Annotated in this window: 18 protein-coding genes and 2 pseudogenes; 5 read left to right on the top strand and 15 right to left on the bottom strand. The window is 64.8% G+C overall.

From position 1 onward, the window contains the following. Nucleotides 1–13: 13 nt before the first annotated feature. The 6 genes and pseudogenes from D6Z43_RS28830 to D6Z43_RS23675 form a co-directional block, all read right to left on the bottom strand. Nucleotides 14–442 (bottom strand): annotated as a pseudogene (locus tag D6Z43_RS28830) (methyl-accepting chemotaxis protein); the annotation flags it as partial. Between the two features lie 159 nt (nt 443–601). After that, nucleotides 602–1,240, bottom strand: a pseudogene (locus tag D6Z43_RS28825) (PAS domain-containing protein); the annotation flags it as partial. Between the two features lie 331 nt (nt 1,241–1,571). Continuing rightward, nucleotides 1,572–1,751, bottom strand: a complete 180-nt coding sequence (locus D6Z43_RS23690) for a hypothetical protein (protein ID WP_120654458.1) — start codon at nt 1,749–1,751, stop codon at nt 1,572–1,574. Between the two features lie 81 nt (nt 1,752–1,832). Further along, nucleotides 1,833–2,078 carry a DUF3203 family protein gene (locus tag D6Z43_RS23685; RefSeq protein ID WP_120654457.1) on the bottom strand — a complete coding sequence of 82 codons (246 nt, stop codon included), beginning with the start codon at nt 2,076–2,078 and terminating at the stop codon, nt 1,833–1,835. 313 nt (nt 2,079–2,391) lie between these two features. Further along, nucleotides 2,392–3,789, bottom strand: coding sequence for a sigma-54 dependent transcriptional regulator (locus D6Z43_RS23680; protein ID WP_120654456.1), 1,398 nt, complete (start codon nt 3,787–3,789; stop codon nt 2,392–2,394). Beyond that, nucleotides 3,789–5,243 (bottom strand): HAMP domain-containing sensor histidine kinase, encoded by a 1,455-nt coding sequence (locus tag D6Z43_RS23675; protein WP_120654455.1) that lies wholly within the window; start codon nt 5,241–5,243, stop codon nt 3,789–3,791. Before D6Z43_RS23675 ends, D6Z43_RS23680 begins: the two co-directional genes overlap by 1 nt. A 385-nt stretch (nt 5,244–5,628) precedes the next feature. On the opposite strand from D6Z43_RS23675, the gene D6Z43_RS23670 reads away from it, so the two are divergent. Genes D6Z43_RS23670 through D6Z43_RS23650 form a run of 5 tightly spaced genes read left to right on the top strand, consistent with a single transcriptional unit; the run spans nt 5,629 to nt 11,513 of the window. Beyond that, the gene (locus D6Z43_RS23670; protein ID WP_120654454.1) at nt 5,629–6,990 is read left to right on the top strand and encodes a hypothetical protein; all 1,362 of its coding nucleotides are present in this window, start codon (nt 5,629–5,631) and stop codon (nt 6,988–6,990) included. 39 nt (nt 6,991–7,029) lie between these two features. After that, nucleotides 7,030–9,255 carry an Ig-like domain-containing protein gene (locus tag D6Z43_RS23665; protein WP_120654453.1) on the top strand — a complete coding sequence of 742 codons (2,226 nt, stop codon included), beginning with the start codon at nt 7,030–7,032 and terminating at the stop codon, nt 9,253–9,255. A gap of 10 nt (nt 9,256–9,265) precedes the next feature. Beyond that, complete coding sequence (locus D6Z43_RS23660; RefSeq protein WP_120654452.1) at nt 9,266–9,736, top strand: curlin; 471 nt, start codon at nt 9,266–9,268, stop codon at nt 9,734–9,736. A 53-nt stretch (nt 9,737–9,789) separates the two neighbouring features. After that, nucleotides 9,790–11,172, top strand: a complete 1,383-nt coding sequence (locus D6Z43_RS23655; RefSeq protein WP_120654451.1) for a curlin — start codon at nt 9,790–9,792, stop codon at nt 11,170–11,172. 44 nt (nt 11,173–11,216) lie between these two features. Continuing rightward, complete coding sequence (locus D6Z43_RS23650) at nt 11,217–11,513, top strand: hypothetical protein (protein WP_120654450.1); 297 nt, start codon at nt 11,217–11,219, stop codon at nt 11,511–11,513. 158 nt (nt 11,514–11,671) lie between these two features. On the opposite strand, the gene D6Z43_RS23645 is transcribed toward D6Z43_RS23650, so the two are convergent. The 9 genes from D6Z43_RS23645 to D6Z43_RS23605 all read right to left on the bottom strand — a co-directional run bounded on the left by D6Z43_RS23645 (nt 11,672) and on the right by D6Z43_RS23605 (nt 17,358). Beyond that, nucleotides 11,672–11,980: a hypothetical protein gene (locus D6Z43_RS23645; RefSeq protein ID WP_120654449.1), complete on the bottom strand. Its 309-nt coding sequence runs from the start codon at nt 11,978–11,980 to the stop codon at nt 11,672–11,674. 77 nt (nt 11,981–12,057) lie between these two features. Beyond that, entirely contained in the window at nt 12,058–12,903 is an 846-nt protein-coding gene (locus D6Z43_RS23640; protein ID WP_120654448.1) for a CsgG/HfaB family protein, read from the bottom strand. 27 nt (nt 12,904–12,930) lie between these two features. Then, nucleotides 12,931–13,332: a curli assembly protein CsgF gene (locus D6Z43_RS23635; protein WP_120654447.1), complete on the bottom strand. Its 402-nt coding sequence runs from the start codon at nt 13,330–13,332 to the stop codon at nt 12,931–12,933. Further along, entirely contained in the window at nt 13,329–13,721 is a 393-nt protein-coding gene (gene csgE, locus D6Z43_RS23630) for a curli production assembly/transport protein CsgE (RefSeq protein WP_120654446.1), read from the bottom strand. Before csgE ends, D6Z43_RS23635 begins: the two co-directional genes overlap by 4 nt. Beyond that, a complete protein-coding gene (locus D6Z43_RS23625; protein ID WP_120654445.1) occupies nt 13,718–14,206 on the bottom strand; it encodes a type II secretion system protein in 489 nt (162 codons plus the stop codon). The genes csgE and D6Z43_RS23625 overlap by 4 nt, the downstream gene beginning before the upstream one ends. After that, nucleotides 14,193–14,567 carry a type II secretion system protein gene (locus tag D6Z43_RS23620; protein ID WP_120654444.1) on the bottom strand — a complete coding sequence of 125 codons (375 nt, stop codon included), beginning with the start codon at nt 14,565–14,567 and terminating at the stop codon, nt 14,193–14,195. Before D6Z43_RS23620 ends, D6Z43_RS23625 begins: the two co-directional genes overlap by 14 nt. A 2-nt stretch (nt 14,568–14,569) precedes the next feature. Further along, on the bottom strand, nt 14,570–15,040 hold the full coding sequence (locus D6Z43_RS23615; RefSeq protein WP_120654443.1) for a type II secretion system protein: 471 nt from the start codon (nt 15,038–15,040) through the stop codon (nt 14,570–14,572). A 3-nt stretch (nt 15,041–15,043) separates the two neighbouring features. Beyond that, nucleotides 15,044–16,864: a type II secretion system protein GspD gene (locus D6Z43_RS23610; protein WP_120654442.1), complete on the bottom strand. Its 1,821-nt coding sequence runs from the start codon at nt 16,862–16,864 to the stop codon at nt 15,044–15,046. Continuing rightward, nucleotides 16,861–17,358, bottom strand: coding sequence for a secretion system X translation initiation factor (locus tag D6Z43_RS23605; protein ID WP_120654441.1), 498 nt, complete (start codon nt 17,356–17,358; stop codon nt 16,861–16,863). Before D6Z43_RS23605 ends, D6Z43_RS23610 begins: the two co-directional genes overlap by 4 nt. Between the last annotated feature and the right edge of the window lie 2 nt (nt 17,359–17,360).

Below are 17,360 nucleotides of genomic sequence, written 5' to 3'. Positions count from 1 at the left end.
CGGGGCCAAGGGATCAGCGCGAGAGGTGGCTGGAGAACTGCCCGATGGCGCTGACGACGCGTTGCGCGCCGTCCTGGATTTCAACGATGGCGTTGCCGGCCTGTCCGGACAGTTGCAGGCCAAGTTCGGCCTGCTCGCGCCCACGGTCGATCATGGCGACGGCGCGCTCGGCCAGTTGCTGGTTCTGTTCCACCACCTTGGAAATTTCCACCGTTGCCGAACTGGTACGCGAGGCCAGTTGGCGGACCTCGTCGGCAACCACCGCGAAACCGCGCCCCTGTTCACCCGCACGGGCCGCTTCGATCGCCGCGTTGAGGGCCAGCAGGTTGGTCTGGTCGGCGATCCCGCTGATGCTCTTGACGATGGCGCCGATGACCTGCGACTGCTGGTCCAGCGCCTCGATGCCCTGTACGGCTTCCTGCATGCGGGTAGCCAGCTCGCGCATCACCTCCACCGTCTGCTGCACCACGGCAGCGCCTCGCTGGGCGCTGTCGTCGGTGCCCTTGGAGGTTTCGAAGGCGATGCTGGCAGCCTCGGCCACTGCGGCCTCGCGGTTCACCTGGTCGGTGATCACGGTGGCGAACTTGACCACTTTGTAGAGGCGGTCGTGGGCATCGATGATCGGGTTGTAGGAAGCCTCCAGCCAGACGGTGCGGCCATGCTTGTCGATGCGTTTGAAGCGGTCGGCAACGAATTCGCCACGACGCAACTTGTCCCAGAAGGCGTGGTACTGCGGGGAGTTGTATTCCGCCGGCTCGCAAAACATGCGGTGATGCTTGCCGCGAATCTGCTCCAGGTTGTAGCCCATGCCGTCGAGGAAGCGGTCATTGGCGGTCAGCACTTCGCCTTGTAGGTTGAACTCGATCACCGCAGTCGAACGCTGCAGGGCGTTGATCAGGTTCTCATGCTCGCGGGACGTCTCGATAGTGCGGGTCAGGTTGCTGGCGTAAAGGGAAAAACGCTGCAGCTTCCCGGTACTGTCGCGCAGCGGCTGCAGGATGCAGCGCAGCCAAGCCTCTTCGCCGTCGCCACGCAGCAGGCGCACCACCCCTGCCAGGTGCTCGCCACGGTCCAGCGCGGTCTTCACCTTCAGGTGAAAGTCCAGGCCGCGCACATGTTCAGGGATCAGCTCCAGCAAGCTCTTGCCGAGCAATTGGTCGGCGCGGTAAAGCATCTCCTGCTCGAAGTTGGCGTTGACCGACTCGATGCGGCCGCGCGCGTCGAGGTAGAGCGCAAGCATTTCTTCATCGAGGCTGTCGCGGACCTGCTGGATGGAAGACAGCTCTTCGCGCAGGCTGAGCAGTTCCTGTTTCAAACGGGAGTTGAACATGTCGGGGCTCGGGGAGGTGATAACGCAGGGAAGTACGTCCTGCATCGGCAGCGCTGCCGGCTTCTTGAGACCGTGGACAACCCCTGGCGACTGCCGGGGGAATCACTGCGAAATGAGTCTGGAAGAAGGTGGCCTGGCTGGCCTGCAGGGGTCGCTTGCGCGATGAAGATGGGTGACATCCGTGTCTGATCGCATTCTGCCACCAGCCAGTCAGGCGACGCTACAGCTAAAGCAATTCTCGTTATCCGTGATGGGAATGACGGAAGGTTTCCGCGTCGTCGAGGGTGGGGTCGAATAGCGGATCATCCGGGTCGCGCTCCAGGACCAGGTCGACGTAATCCGGGTCGACCAGCCAGCGCGGAAAGTCCGCCAGGGTTTTGCTTTCACGTCTGCGCGTGTCGCTACTACGTTCGCTGCTCATGCTGGACCTCTTGAGAAACGATGGATCACTTTTATTTGAGCGTCGTGCGCGTCGCTTCGTTCTGCCAGTCGTCAGGATCGATCAGTGCTCGCCCGGTCCGTTTCCTCCGTCGACGAACAGGTGCTTGCGGTCATCCTTGGCCCCGGCGCCGATCAGCATCTGCGCCTGGTCCTCGCTGATCACCGCATTGCCCTCCACGCACCGGATCACCGAAGCGCACATCACTTCATCGGTTCTGACCACGACCTGGTTGATCGGCAGTTCGATCAGCTTGCCGTTGAGTTCCAGGCTGCAGAGGTCGCGATCCAGATCAATGCTGACGGTCATGACGGTCACCTCGGATGACAGGTGAATATGCCGGTAGAAGCGCGAAGTGACAGTGAAGTTCAGGGAATCTGATCGATGGATTCCTCGTCCTGGCAGGCGTGAATCGTTCCCGGATGCGAAGACGCCAGCCCCTTGCAGGGCTGGCGCTATGGAATAAGAAAGCGGGGCCGGTGTGAGGGCACCGAACCCCGGTGGACGATGCGGCGATGCGAGCAGGATCGCAGCCCGGCCACAAGGATCTCCTCCTCCCGTATTGGCGAGAGGGAGTGCTAGGGAACTGTGACGCCCGTGGACGTCGGGGCCTGGTGGCGGATCAGTGACGGCGATCCGGCCGGATCAGGCCCAGTTTTTCGATTCGGTAGCGCAGCATGTCCCGCGTCAGGCCCAGGAGGCGGGCGGACTTGGTGACGTTCCAGTCGGTCTTGTCGAGCATGCGAATGACCATTTCCCGCTCGGCCTCGGGCTCGGCGCCATGACCATTGCCATCGGTGCGGTAGTGGGCAGTGGAGTCCTCCACCAGGCTCGGGCAGATGTGCAATTGCGCGGCGCCGATCAGTTGCCCCTGCGACAGCAGCACGGTCTGCTCCAGCATGTTGCGCAGCTCGCGCACGTTCCCCGGCCAGCTGTAGCTCTGCAGCAGGTGCTCGGCCTCGACGGAGAAATGCAGCCCCGACTTGCCATAGCGCTTGCCGTGCTGTTTGAGGAAATGCCGAGCCAGCAGCAGGATGTCGTCGCCGCGGGCATAAAGCCGAGGCACACGGACAGAGATGATACGCAGGCGGAAGAACAGATCGCGGCGGAACTTGCCCTGCTGAACCATCTGTTCGAGGTTGCAGTTGGTCGCGCTGATGATGCGCAGGTTGACCTTGCGCTCCTTCACCGAACCGATGCGGCGGATGGTGCGGTCTTCCAGCAGCTTGAGCAGCTTGGCCTGGAGCACCAGGTCCATCTCGCCGACTTCGTCGAGGAACAGGGTGCCGCCATCGGCCGCTTCCACCAGGCCCAGGCGCCGATCCTTGGCATCGGTGAAAGCGCCCTTCTCATGGCCAAACAACTCGGCCTCCAGCAGGTGCGCGGGGATCGAGGCGCAGTTGAACTCGACGAAGGGGCCATTGCTGCGAGCGCCGTCGAAGTGCAGAGCGCGGGCGATCAGCTCCTTGCCGGTCCCGGTCTCGCCTTCGATCAGCACCGCAGGCAGTTCGGCGTCGGCCATGCGGCTTTCGGCATCCAGCAACTGGCGCACCATGGATTTGACTTCCATCATCGCCGGCGACTCGCCGATCAGCGCGGCCAGCCCGGCATTCTGCGCTGCACGGCTTTGGTAGAAGTCCAGCTTGTGCTCCAGGCGCTGGGCGTCCAGGGCCTTGTCCAGCAGCAACTTGAGCTCGGCCAGCGCCACCGGCTTGGTCAGGTAGTGGAAGGCGCCGGCCTTCATCGCCTGCACCGCGTCCTCGATGTTGCCGTAGCCGGTCATCATGATCGGTTTGATCTGCGGAGCACGGTTGCTCACCTCGCGGATCAGCTCATGACCGCTCATACCCGGCAGCGAGTTGTCGGTGAGCAGTACATCGGGCACCTGGTCCCGCAACAGTTCCAGTGCCTCTTCAGCCGAATGGCATACCAGGGCCTCGAAGTTCTTGCGCTCCAGGTAAGTCTGGATATTGCCGGCCAGCATCTCGTCGTCTTCGACTATCAATACGCTGTGTTCCATCACACCCGTCCTCCAGCAACCTTGAAGTTCAGGCAGATGCGGGTGCCTTCACGCTCGCGGCTGGTCAGGCTGACCTTGCCGCCGAAGCGTTCCATGATCCGCTTGACCATCACCAGGCCCACGCCGAGGCCACCCTGCTTGGTGGTGTAGTAGGGCTTGAAGGCCATGGTTTCCTGCTTGCGCGTCATGCCCTGACCGGTATCGGTGATGGCCAGCAGCAGGCGCTTGCCGGTGCTGTCGGGCTTGACCTCGATGCGTAGCAGGCCGCCGTTGGGCATGGCTTCGATGGCGTTGGCGAACAGGCTGTTGAGCACCTGCGCCAGCAGCACCTTGTGGCTGACCACCGCCGGCGCCGCCTCGGCATGGAACTCCACCCGCACACCGGAATGGCGAATCTGCTGGTCGAAGCCGTGCAGCGCCTCGCTGATCACTGCCACCGGTTCCACTGCCTCGGAGTCACCGGACAGCGGCCGCGCCGAAATCAGCAGTTCGCGTACCCACTTCGACATACGGTCCACCTGGCTGATGATGTCCGCGACGTTCTTGCGTACCGGCGGGTCCACGAGTTCCTGGGCGAGTTCGGCACTGGAGCGTATCGCCGCCAGCGGATTGCGCAGGCTGTGGGCCACCGCGGAAGACATCTCACCCAGGGCGACGAAAGTTTCGTTGGCGATCAGCAGGCTCTGCTGCCGGGCCAGCAGGCCCGAGGCCCGGCGCACGATCCAGAACAGGCCGAAATAGATCAGCCCGCCGCCGATGGCAGTGGCCATCCAGATCAGCACGAAGCCACGCTGGATGCGCTGCACCAGGTCACGGGGCTCCTTGTAGATTTCCACTACCGAGGCCACGTTGCCCTGGTCGTCCAGCAACGGGATGTAGTTCTCGATGAACAGGGTGCGAGGTGCCCGCAGGAACTTCTGCTCGGCACGCCCTCCGGTGACCTCGTCATAGCTGGAGGCGACTTGCATCGGTGACGAAAAAGCCTGTTCCAGATCGTCGTTGCCACTCATGTCCTTGCCCACCAGCGCCGGGTTGGTGGACCAGACGATCACCCGGTCGGCGCCATAGATGTTGGCCAGCAGGGCATCGGGCAGCATGGAGAGGTGATCGAGGAATTCGTTGCGGGCCCGCTGCCGGGCTTCCAGCATGTGCTGCGGATGGTGCCCGTCCTGGCGGGCGTCCAGCAGCTCGCCCATGGTCATGCTCGCCGGCAGCGCCACATGACGGATTTCGGCCGAGGCGATGGACTGGATGAACTGCGAGCTGAGCATCGCGTCGCGCTCGATGCTCTCGGTCACCACGAAGCGCGTGGAGATGATGCCCAGGCCAATGGCCACGCTGGCGATCACCACCAGGCTGACCAGCGAGAACCAGCGCAGCAGGTTGAATTGCGGCGGCGAATCGCCGGTCTTGCCGATCGCATACCTATCCCAGATCACCGACAGAGCGCTCATGGAAGCCTTCCTATGCGTTGCGTGATGGGTTCGGCCCGTCGTGCCAACCGGGCGGCCTTGGACACTTGTACCGGTGCATAAACCAGGCCGGTTTCCCCCATAGCGCCTGAAAGCCGCGCCCCATGCGGTTTCCCCAGAATTAACCCAGCCATTCCCCGGCTTTTCCCCACTCCCCCACCACCCCCAAATTCACCCAGTTGTGGGGGGCCTCCCCCACCTCGGCGGCCTGCTCGGCGTTTATTTCGGCGACGGCCGTGAGCCCTGTACGGCGCGGCTTTGCGAGGCGATCTCGAAACACTGGCACGGTCGTTGCGGAGGGCCGGTCAGCCAGCCTGTGACGACGCGATTCCGCAGGGAGGCGCCCACATTGCAAGAGGAAACGCTCATGCAACGCACACTCTCCAAGGCCACCACTTCGTTCCTCCTGATCGTCGCGGCAGACCAGGTTCCCGCCGCCCTGTTCGACGTGGACCCCGGCCCATACAACCCCGATATCGGTTCCTTCGCTGCCTGGTACCAGGACACCCACGGCCGTACGCTCGACCTCTGCCTGTCCAAGGCAGTGAGCTCGCGGGCTCCCGGTGCACCTGGAGCACCCGGCTACATGTGCTCGCTGCTGCCAGAGCCTGGCGTGTACGACGATGCCCAGCCGCTGGTCTTCCCCACCAACTTCCCGCCGGAAGCCTTCTGGTTCACCGCCGACGCAGCCATCGCCGACGCAGCCAGCGGTATCAACCTCGATTGGGGCTCGGCGATCGAGGCCGCCTTCGCGGTGGAAACTCCGGCCGAGGGCGACCAGATCAGCTTCGCCCGCATCCGCATCCGGGTGGATGTCCCAACCATCGGTACCTACACCATCACCCACCCCTATGGCGTGGAGGTCTTCGAAGTCACCGCGGCCGAGTTCGGAGCCGACGGTGGCCGCGCCATCAACATGACCCGCGACATCGGCATCGGTGCACCCAAGACCTACAACGGCGCCCTGGGCGGCGACATCGGTCCGTTCCTGCGCAGCGTCAACGGCCCCTATACCGAGGTGAACCCGGAAACCACCCTTTCCGAGCGTTTCATCGGCGACCCCAATCTGAACGAGCCGGTCACCGGCAGTCCTTTCAACACCAACTACGTGCGCATCCAGGGCCCTGGCGGCATTGACCTGCGCACCAACCTGTTCGCCGTCTCCGGAAAGCTCTCCGAGGTGGTCCGGCCGACTCCGGTGATCGTCCAGCGCTCCACCTACTCGCGCAGTGCAGGTGAAGCCGGGGCCAGCGCCCAGCAGGACGTCTTCGTGATGGCGCCGCCGCCCCCCGGCACCGCCGACTACGAGGACAGCGCCGGCGACGCAGTGGCCATGACCGAAGCCAACGCCACCGGCAACTGGTACGGCCAGTCCACCGGCAATCCGACCCTGCCGGCCAGCGTCACGATCAACGCCGACAACAGCGTGGCCATTCCGGAGAGCACGCCCACCACCCTGAGCGCCCCACTGGTCGATCTCGTTCGGATCGAGCGCGCCGAATACAACCTGAACTCCGGCGAACTGACAGTGGTAGCCAGCAGCAGCGACGAAACCTCGCCCCCGGAACTCACCGCCACCACCAGTAGCGGCGCCGCCATCGGGACGCTCAGCGGGGACGGCGCCACCAAGTCGCTTACCACCGGCATCACCCCCACACCTCCCGCGAAGGTGACCGTCACCTCGCTCAGCGGCGGCAGTGATACCGAAGAAGTGGTCATTCTTCCCTAAGCGAACCCAGAGCCGAGCGCTCAAGCGCCAGGAGGCAACATGAACAAGTGGCCCTGCCTGCTTCTCACAACCCTGGGTCTCGCTGTCGAAGGCATCGACACGGCCGAGGCCGCCCTCGAGGCGGTCCACCCAGGCCCATACACCGCATCCACCGGCTATTTCCCGCAGTGGTACCAGGACAGCGACGGCCAGAGCCTGGAGCTCTGCCAATCCAAGGCCCTCAGCCCCACCGGCGGCTACATGTGCACCCTGCTGCCGGAACCGGGCCAGTTCGATGACCTGCAGCCGATGGTCTTCCCCAACAACTGGCCCAGCGAGCTGTTCTGGTTCATGGCCGAGGCCAGCATCCCGGACGCGGGCAATTACGGTCTCGAGGTCTACACCGCTGCCGTCGAAGCCGCCTTTGCCCTGGAAGTGCCGCGCGTCGGCGACCAGCAGAGCTTCGCGCGCATCCGCATCCGCGCCACCATCCCCACGCCGGGCAGATACACGGTCACCCACCCCTACGGCGTGGATGTCTTCGACGTGACCGCGGCTGATATCGCAGAACGAGGTGGCCGTCGCGCCATCAACATGACCCGCGATATCGGTATCGGCGCGCCGGGCGTGTTCAGTGGTGCCCTCACCGGCGACGTCGGCCCCTTCCTGAAAGGCCCTGGCTACCCCTATCCGGGCACCAATCCGGAAACCGGCGAAGCAGAGCAGTTCATCGGCGACCCCAACGTCCCCTCGGCCGTGACGGGCAGCCCCTTCGACACCAACTACGTCGAGATCAGCGGGCCGGCGGGGACCATCCGTACCGACCTGTTCTCGGTCTCCGGCAAGGTGTTCGACTCCCGCGCCGCCACCCCGGTGGAAATCGAACGGGCCAGCTACCGGCGCACCAACCAGGGCACGCGCCTGGAAGTGTTCGCCAATGGTCCGGAAGATGCCGACTTCTGCTACCGGGAAACCCTGGAGCTGGTCCAGGACGGTACCAACCCGGCCTGCCTGGCGGACATGGTCAACGACGGCGCCGGCTTCTTCTTCGCCCACAACCCGGCACCGGGCGTGCTGCCGCCCTTCGTCGTGGTGACCGCTACCGACCCGTCGGGCGCCACCAAACCGACTTCGCTTTCCAAGGAAGTCACGGACGTGGTGAAAGTCAGCACCGCTCGCTACAACTGGGCCGACAATTCGCTGACCATCGAAGCCAGCTCCAGCGATGAGGTGCAGATTCCCGACCTCGCCGCCCAGGGCTTCGGCCGTCTGACCAAGGCCGGCGTCCTGCAGTCCCTGCGGGTCACTGACCTGGCTCAGCCGCCAGCTGTGGTTACGGTCAAGTCCGCCGCTGGCGGTGCCGATACCGAGCCTGTGGTGGTGGTCGGCAGCGCACCGGAAGAAGTGCCCAACCAGCCGCCGGTGGCGCTCAGCGACGGCGCCAGCACCAGCTTCGGCGTACCGGTGACCATCGCCGTGCTGGTCAACGACAGTGATGCCGACGGCGACGTCCCGCTCAGCATCACCGATCTGAACCAGCCCGCCCCCGGCCTAGGCACCGTGGCCCTGAACGGCAGCACCAGCGTGATCTACACGCCGCCGCCGGTGGTCAACAGTCCGCTCACCGCGACCTTCACCTACCGCGCCCAGGACGTACGCGGCGCGGCGTCGGCTCCGGCGACCGTTACGGTCAGTGTCAGCCCCAACCAGCCGCCTGTGGCCACCGCCGATACCGGCGCGACACTCGGCGTACCGCTGACCCTGAACGTGCTGACCAACGACAGCGATCCGGAAGGCAACGTGCCGCTGACCGTGGTCAACCTCACCCAGCCGGCAGCCGGCCAGGGCACGGTGAGCACCAACGGCACCAGCATCACCTACACCCCGCCGGCCAATGTCACCGCTGCCTTCGCCGCCACCTTCACCTACCAGGCCCGGGACGCCTTCGGCGCCCTCTCCACCCAGGTGAACGTGACCGTGCAGGTATCGCCGCCACCGGCCGCTGCGGAGAACTTCACCGTCGCCACCAACGAGTTCACCCTGCGCTCCAACAACCGGGTGACCTGGGCCCTGGACGGCACCAGCTCGGTCACCGTCGGCAACAGTGTGCGGGTCCAGGTGACCACCACCACCGGCCTGCTGGACCTGGGCTCGGTCGTGGTGCCGGCAAGCGGACGCTGGCGGATGTCGGTGACCACCACCGGCGCGGTTCCCACCGCGAGCCCGACGGCCACCATCACCACCTCTCAGGGCACGGTTCGCACCGTAACCCTGGTTCCCCGCTAGGAGGCTGGCCATGAACGCCGCCGTCCTGTCGCGCACCGTCCTCCTCCTGGTCCTCGGGCTCGGAAGTGGCGTGCCGCAGGCGGCGGACCTGATGGACAACTTCGACCTGGCCGGCGGCAACACCGACCTCGCAAGCCCGCAAGGCGCCCCGCTGGACCAACAGGCCCTGGTGCGCCAGCTGGGCGACGCGAATGTCGCGTTGCTGACGCAGGACGGGCATTCGTTGCTGGGACAGATCATCCAGAACGGCAGCGACCAGGAGGCCTACATCCTCCAGGAAGGTGTGCAGAACCTGGCGTCCATCTCCCAGCAGGGCACGGGCAACCAGGCCTACATCTCCCAGAGTGGCACCAACAACCGGGCCGAGATCGGCCAGGTCGGTGCCGACAACAGCGCATCCATCGTGCAGTCCGGGGACGGACTGAACAGCAGCGTTACCCAGTACGGAAACGGCCTCAGCGTGCAGGTGATCCAGCACTGAAGGCGCACTCACGATCCAACGACTCGCGGGGACCGTCCCCAGGAGGCAACACCATGTTCCAGTACAAACCGCTCGCCGCAGCTATCCTGGCCCTGGTCAGCATCCAGGCCTTCGCCGACGACAGCCAATCGACCCAGACCCAGAGTGGCCTGGAGAACATCGCCGAAGTGCAGCAGGCCGCCGCGCCCTCCAGCACCGCTACCCAGCTCCAGACCGGCGATGGCAACAATGCCTACGCCAACCAGGCAGACGGAACCGGTACCGTCTCCCAGACCCAGGACGGCGAGTACAACGCCTCCACCGCGGTGCAGAACACGGAAACCGAAAGCCAGGTCACCCACACCCAGAGCGGTGAATGGAACCTCGCCCACAGCGAGCAATGGTTCAACGAGAACAGCCAGGCCAACGTGACTCAGAATGGCAGCGAGAACGACGCGTTCAGCTTCCAGGACAGCCAGATAGCCAGCACGGTCAACATTACCCAGGTCGACCAGCGAAACATCGCCGATGCCGAGCAGACATTCGGCACGAACAATACGACCACCATCAACCAGAGCGGCACCCATAACCAGGCTGGCACCTGGCAAGTGGACCAGACCGGCAGCCGTATCGATATCCAGCAATCGGGCAGCGATAACGAGGGCTACGTCGATCAGACCGGTCCCAGCAACGATAACCAGGCCGTGATCTTCCAGAGCGGCGAGACCGGCTACGCCGAAATCTGGCAGACCGAACAGGACAACAGCGTGGCCACCATCGACCAGGGCGGCGGCGCCCTCAATGAAGTGGTCGTCGACCAGAGCTTCGGCTCGGGCAACGTGGCCACCATGACCCAGACCGGCGACGCCAACGCTGCCTGGGCCGACCAGTACGAATCCACCGACTCCACCAGCACCGTCACCCAGACCGGCAACAGCAACCTCAGCCTGACCTACCAGGAAGGCACGAACCTCAACCTGACGGTCGACCAGAATGGCAACGACAACAATGTCTACGCCAGTAACTGGCAAGGCGCCCAGGAGGGCGGCCAGTTCGGCAGCGACCAGACCGTGGAGCTGAGCCAGAACGGCAACGGCAACACCGCCAACTTCACCCAGGAAGGCAACTTCAACGAGCTGTACTTCGACCAGACTGGCGACGACAACACCCTGGTGGTCGCCCAGCGTGAAGGCGGCAACCTGGCAGAAGGCTCCAGCGAAGGTATCGGCAACAGTGTCGAAGTCGACCAGTCCGGCAGCGACAACCTGAGCCAGATCTTCCAAAGCGCCGGTGGCGGCAACAGCGCCATCATCACCCAGGCCGACATGAACAACGTATCCGTCGTCACCCAGGTGGGCTGGGACAACCAGGCCCTGGTCACCCAGAGCAACTTCAACCAGAACTCCGTTATCGACCAGAACGGCACCGGCAACAGCGCCATCGTCGTCCAGCAGTAGTCCCCCGATGCCGCCGCCCCTTCGTGGGCGGCGGTCTTTTCCCCATGCTCCTCGCCGCCCTGCTGGCCAGCGCCAGCCTCCAGTTGCACCCTCTGGCCCCCGGCCAGGCCGAAGTGCGCCTGTGCTTCGCCAACCCCACGCCCGCCATCCGCTACGAACTCCAGGTCACCGCCCAAGGCCCCGCCGGCCGCAGCCGGTCGCGCCAGAGCGGTGTGGCCGACCAAACCTGCCCGGTAACCAACACCCTCCAGCTTGCGCCGGGAACGCAAGTCGAAGCGCAGCTCAGATGGTGGGTAGAAGGCGTGGAGCAGGAAGCTCAGGCGGAGTGGGCCGTGCTTTAGGGCGGCCCGCCAACCGGGACTATGGCTTTACCTGTGGGGGCGAATTCATTCGCCAAGCAGGACACAGACCTGCCCATCGAGCCCCACCGGTCATCTAGTGGGAGCGAATTCATTCGCGAAGGGCTGCGCAGCCGCCCCTCGCACCAGATCCACTGGCATCAATAGACCGGCGGTGCTTCGGGCAATACTTCCGGATCAGGAATGAAGGGCATGGCCCAAGGGTCCAGGTTGCGCCCCTGGCGCTGCAGGTCGGCGCGGGCCTGCCCGATCACCCCGGCCAGCCGCAACGGGTTGGCGTACTGCGTGCTCTGGATGTTCTCGATGGACAGTACTACCTGGCCCTGCAGGTCGTGGACGGTGAGGCTGAAGCTGTCGTCCGCTTCGTGGCTTCTTACCTTGCAGCCGTAGGGTACGAAGGCTTCGCTGGCCAGGCGCATGGCGGTGTTACGGGTAATCGGCGTGGTCATGGCGGGCTCCCCGCTGGGTAGTCACACAAGGTTGACCACCCGAACGCGGGAGCGGGTTCCGCCATGGCGACGGAGGGTCAGTGGATGGAGACCTGCGCCCCCATGTACTTTTTCAGCGAGGTCTGTTCCACCGGCTGGTCCCCGGCCGCCGACCACAGCCGGCGTTCCACGCCCTGGGCAATGAGGTGGGCCACGGCGGATTCGATAGCTGACAGCACGCACAGCTGTGCCGGTTCGTTGGTGGTGTAACCGGCCTCGGCCTCCAGCAGTTCCTTGAACTCGATGAACTTGAACACGCTGGCGCTCTGACCCACCGAGTAGATGGTCTTGGTGGTCATCACGTTGGCCAGAACCGTGCCGCTGCGCACGTCCACCGCGCGCAGATTCACCGAGACCTGGTCGACCCGGTACTCGTGGGAAGCGCCGATGCCAAGGTAACGGGCGCCTTCGCCGCCGCTGCGCACGTTGGTGTCGTAGGCGATGATGCCGCCCTCCAGCAACAGATTGGCGGCCTGCAACGGCGGCAGCTGGGTCTGGATGTTCGCCGGCGTATTGGGTTTGTTCTGCGAGGCACGGATGATCTTGCGTTCGGTCAGCACGTTCTGCAGCCCCTCGCGTTCCAGCACCATGAACCAGCCGCTGGCCTGCAGCGCATCAACCAGCATGCTGGCGGCGCCCTGGGTGACGCTGGTGGAGAAGGAACTGGCCGGGGTCGGCTTGTACTGTCCGGTCTGGTCGCGGAAGCCGTACACGGCCGCCACCAGCCGGCCCTTGGGTCGTGGCAGGTTCAGCAGGTCGTAATAGGTCGAGGCGCGCGGGGTCAGCGTTGGCGTCTGGCCTTCGGTATCGGCCGACATCGGCTGGCGAAGGCCGCAGCCTTGCAGGGTGGCGAGCAGCAGGACCAGCATCAGCACTCTGTTCATGGTCGTGGCTTCCTGTCGATGCCTGGATTAGGGGAGCAGGCCGTTGACGACGACTTCCGAAACTTCGCCGGTGGCGCGATCGGTGATTTCGATGGTCAGCTGACCACCATCGTCGATCATGTTGATGATGAAGGACTCGGTGGTGAGGCTGCCGGTATTGCCCTCCTCGATATTGGTCAGCAACTGCGACAGCAGGCGCGATTCCAGGGTGCTGGTGAACCGTTCCAGGGCACTCTGCCGGGTCGCCGTGGAGCGGGAGTCCGGGTCATCGTGATCGTTCTGCGCCTGGGCGTTGTTCAACAGCCAGGTGCCATTGAGCGGGTTGCCGCCGAACGCGGGGTTGACCGGGGTGTACACCAGCTCGGTAGCCTGGACCGATCCGACCAGGCCGAACCCGAGCAACCACAGGGCAAGTCTGTTCTTGTTCATAGTTCGTCCCTCTCCATGTCGTGTGTGTCTTGCAGGAGGCGTTGCAGCTTCGTTTGGGCGATGGCCTCCAGCACCAGGTCCGCCGCTGCATAGGCAGTGGGTTGCAGTTCTGCGGTGTTGGGCGGAAGAAACTGGCGGTAGAGCACGCGTTGCTCGTACTCCACCCAGATCAGGCTGCCCCAGCGGGCATCGGGGCGTTCGCGCACCACCAGGTTGAAATCCAGCTTGCTGGTGTCGCGCAGGCGCTCACTGAAGGAGCGATAGAAGTCGTGGCCGATGTGGGAAATGGTGTAGTCGACGATGAAGCCCATGATCTCGTCTTCATCAGCACGCGCCGCGCCCAGGGCGCAGCACAGAGCGAGGACGGCCAGCAGCGGTGCGCGGTTCATGGCAAGGCCCTCGCCGGCGTGTTCTCCATGAAGGCTTTCTCGGCGACGAAGCGCCAGTCGGCATAGCTGCCCGTGCCTTCGAACTCCACCCATTGCGCGGGGAAGTGCGCCTGTTTCATCGGGCGCTGGCGGGCCTGACTGTAGATGCCGGCGATGCGTCCGTCGAAGGAGCGGATCAGGCCCCAGTCCGTGCTGCCGGTGATGGGGTCGGGATAGAGCTGCCTCAAGTGCCTGACGGCCTGCGGGAAACGGTTGTCTTCCAGCAGCTCTTCCAGGGTCGCCGGGTACTGCGCCACCCCCGGCGAGGAGCGGTAGTAACTGCGCAGGGCCTGGGCGTACTGGCTGCCGACCCAGAGCAGGTCGCGCTCGCGGGCGCGCTGGCTGCTGGTGGACCAGAGCTGTCCCGCGCCGGCCAGTGCCATCCCCATCAGCATCACGAGGAAGAGCACGCCGAGGTAGGTGAAACCCTGCTCACCAGTCCGCATAGAGGCTCCCGTCACGCGCCCGGCCCGGGGCGCCGCTCTTGACGTCGTAGACGCTGCCCGGCGCGCCTTCCGGGGGAGGCAGTACCACCCACAGGTCGCTGCGCTCGGTCATCGGGTCCTGTGGCAGGGCGCGCAGGTAGCGCTGGGCAACGAGTTCCTCTATCGAATCAGGATAGCGCCCGGTATCGCCGTAGAACTGGTCCAGGGCCTCGCGCATGACCGAGAGGCTCTGGCGCAGGGTGGTCTCCTTGGAGTTCTCCAGGCTGGAGAAATAGCGCGGCACGGCAATGGTCATCAGCGTGGCGATGATGGCCATGACCACCAGCAGTTCGATGAGGGTGAAGCCCTTCTGCCGAGTCATCGTCACCACTCCCGGTAAAGCGTGCCATTGAGTGCACGGCCGGAGGACAAGGAATAGACGTCGAACACGTCCACGCCGGGCCGCGGGTCGTTCGCCGGGCTGGTATAGGCGCGCAGGCCCCAGTTTTCCTCGGGCTCCAGGCGGGTGTCGGCGAAAGGATCGCGTGGAATGCGGCGCAGGAAGTAGATGCGCTCGCCCTTGATGCTGCGCAGGTCACGCACTCCTTCCACCAGTACCGAAAGCGACGCCGGGTAACCGGAGCTGGCGACGGATTTCTCGATATGCCCGGCGTCCGCGGCCAGCTTGTAGGCATCGATGGCGTCGCGGATCTCGTAGAGGGCGGCCTTGAGTGCCTGTTCCTTGCCACGCTGGATCACGGTTTCGGCCAGCGGCGCGGCCATGCCGGCAAGCAGGCCGAGAATGGCCATGGCGATCACCAGTTCGATCAGCGAGAAGGCAGCCTGGCGTTGCATGGTTCAGGGCCTCCCACTGATGGGAGCGGGGCTGACCACCACCGCCGGTGCATCGGGCAAATCGACGCCAAGGGCTTCCACCGGGCCGCGCACCGTCGGCACGCGCATGCTGCTCTCGGTGCCCGAGGGGAACTCCATGTCGTAGGGGCTCTGGTACGGCAGGTTGCGCACGATGCGCGGGGTGATGGAGAGCACCAGCTCGGACTTGGCGAGCTGGTCGTTGTTGCTGCCGAACAGCCGGCCGATGCCGGGAATGTCGCCGAGACCCGGAATCTTGTTGCCGCTGTTGGACTGGTCGTTGCGCACCAGGCCCGCCAGGACCTGGGTTTCGCCGTCACGCAGGCGCAGAGTGGTCTGGGCGTTGCGAGTGTCCACCTGGACCGGGATGGTGCCCGCCTGGGTCGGGGTCAGTGGAGTGGCGTTGCTTACCTCCAGGGCGATCTTGATGGCCACCTCGTTGTTCAGGTGCACCGTGGGCTGTACCTCCAGCTTCAGGCCGACGTCCAGGTAGGTGATGCTCTCGGTGATTACCGGGCCCTGGGTGGAAGGCACCGACGTGGCGCTGACGATGGGTACCCGCTGACCGATATGGACGCGGGCCTGCTCGCGGTTGCTGACGCGGATCACCGGGCTGGCCAGGGTGTTCACGTCGTTGTCCTGGGCGTTGATCTTCAGCTGCGGCGACGGCGAGATGCTGATGCGACCGGAATCGATGCCCTTGAGCTGGTCGAGAATCGTCACGGGCGAGCCGTCGTCGTTGATCACACCGAAGGTGTTGGGCCATTGCAGGCCGAGGTCGAGGATGCGCTTGCGCGATACCTCCATCACTTCCACTTCCAGCACCACCTCGGGGTTGGACTGGTCCTGGGCCTGGAAGAGTTTTTCCGCCATGCGCACAGCGTCCGGCGTATCACGCATGGTCAGTGTGTTGAGGCGCTCGTCGATGAACACGTCGCGGGTTTTCAACAGCGTCTTGACCAGGTTCATCGCCGTCGCCGCGTCGGTATTGGTCAGGTAGAAGGTGCGCATCACCAGGTCCTGGTAATCCTTCAGCTTCTGCGGCGAGTCGGGGTAGACGACGATGGTGTTGTCGTTCACCACGCGCTGGTGCAGCTGGTTCTGTTGCAGCAGCAGTTCCACCGCATCCTCGATCGGCACCTCGCGGACGAAGATGGTGGCCTTGAGGTCCGGGCGCACATCCTTGTCGAAGATGAAGTTCAGTCCCGAGGTCTGCGCCAGCACTTCGAAGATCACCTTGAGGTTGGCGTCGCGAAACTCCAGGGTCACTGGCCGGTCCAGTCGCGAACGCAGCTGCGGATAGGGCACGGCGGAGCGGGCCTGGACCACTTCGATGCTGCGTTTCAATTCGCGGGCGCCTTCATGCTCGGGGTCCAGGGCGAAAATGCCGCGCACCTGGCGCGAGGCGCCGACCACATCACCCCGGCGCAGGTCGGTCTGGCCCTGGCGCAGCATGTCCTGGATGTTGCGCTGTTGCTCGATCATGTGCAGGCCGTCCAGCGCCCGCTGGTTGTGGCTCTCGATGCGCAGTACGCGCTCGTAGTTCAGGCGTGCGGTGGCGAAGTCACGCTGGCTGCGTGCGAGGTCACCGTTGCTGAGCAACGCCTTCACTGCGCGCTCGCGCTGGGTGGTCAGGGCCATCTGCGCGCCGACATCGCGGGGCGACTCGCGCGCCGTCTGCTCCAGCTTGGCCAGGCCTTCCTCGAACTGGCCGGCATCGATCAGATCCAGCCCTTCACGTTGGGCCAGATTGGTGGCGCAACCGGCGAGTAGCACCAGTGCCAGGCAGCAGGTCAGGCGGCTCATAGCGAACTCCCCACGACCAGGGTCTGGGCGATGTCCAGGGGCAGGTAGACCAGCGTCATGCGCTCGGGATCGATGCGCTGGACCTTGTAGGTCTTGTCGATCAGGTCGCCTTCACGCACCACCAGCACTTGCTCGCCGCGCATCAGGAAAACCTGCATTTGCTGGCGGTCATCCATCTTGCCGATGAACTTGAACGGCAATGGCGGCGCGGTTGGCTTCGGTGGCGGGGGGGGAGCCACGGAGGCCATCGCCGGAGGCGGCGGTGGTGCCACATACCAGCTCTGCACAGCGAACAGGTCGGCCGCCGGTACCGCGACCTCGGACAGCGCCGACGCCACTGGCGCAGGTACCTGCGCGGCGGTCTCGGGCGTTGCCGCCAGGCGTGGTGGGCGCGGCATGGCCATGGGTTCGGCCTGCTCGCTGAAGAACTCAGGGACCACCGCCAGAACGGCGGCCGAGCCGAGGAATGCCAACCAGAACAGACGGCGTGCCATGG

Source organism: Pseudomonas sp. DY-1 (assembly GCF_003626975.1).
Taxonomy (GTDB): Bacteria; Pseudomonadota; Gammaproteobacteria; order Pseudomonadales; family Pseudomonadaceae; genus Metapseudomonas.
This window is presented reverse-complemented; position numbering and strand designations above follow the sequence as displayed.